The sequence below is a fragment of the Mycobacterium sp. 852002-51971_SCH5477799-a genome (genome assembly GCF_001667145.1).
In the GTDB taxonomy this organism is placed as follows: domain Bacteria; phylum Actinomycetota; class Actinomycetes; order Mycobacteriales; family Mycobacteriaceae; genus Mycobacterium.
In genome coordinates this window covers 1-536 of the sequence record NZ_LZIF01000051.1, presented here as the reverse complement: position 1 = coordinate 536, position 536 = coordinate 1, and the positions used below count along the sequence as shown (strand labels likewise).

Below are 536 nucleotides of genomic sequence, written 5' to 3'. Positions count from 1 at the left end.
GACACCCAGGACCTCGGCATAAATGCCGGCCAAGATCTCTTCGACCGCATCGCCCGCGGCGCGGTAGCGCCCGGCGCCGGTGTAGTCCGGGGCGGGCAGCGCGCGGGTGTCGAGTTTGCCGTTGGCCGTCAACGGCAACGCGTCAAGCGCCACCACCGCGGCCGGCACCATATGCTCGGGCAACCGCTCGGCCAGCGCGGCGCGCGCCGTTGTGGGGTCGGCGCCCCCGGTGATGTAGCCGACCAGCCGGCGGGTGCCGGGCTGGTCCTCACGGGCGATCACCACCGCCTGGTCCACCCCGTCCAGCCCGGTCAGGGCGGCCTGGATCTCGCCCAGCTCGATCCGGTAGCCGCGGATCTTGACCTGCTCATCGGCGCGGCCCAGATAATCCAGCTGCCCATCAGCGCGCCACCACACCAGATCCCCGGTCCGATACATCCGCTGCCCCGGCGCCGCGGGCCCGGCGAAGGGACACGCCACAAACCGCGACCCGGTCAACCCCGCCCGACCCACATAGCCATAAGCCAACCCGCCAC

The 536-nt window shown here is 72.0% G+C and carries 1 pseudogene; it reads right to left on the bottom strand.

What is annotated here, in order from left to right:
* Nucleotides 1-536, bottom strand: a pseudogene (locus tag A5753_RS06280) (AMP-binding protein); the annotation flags it as partial.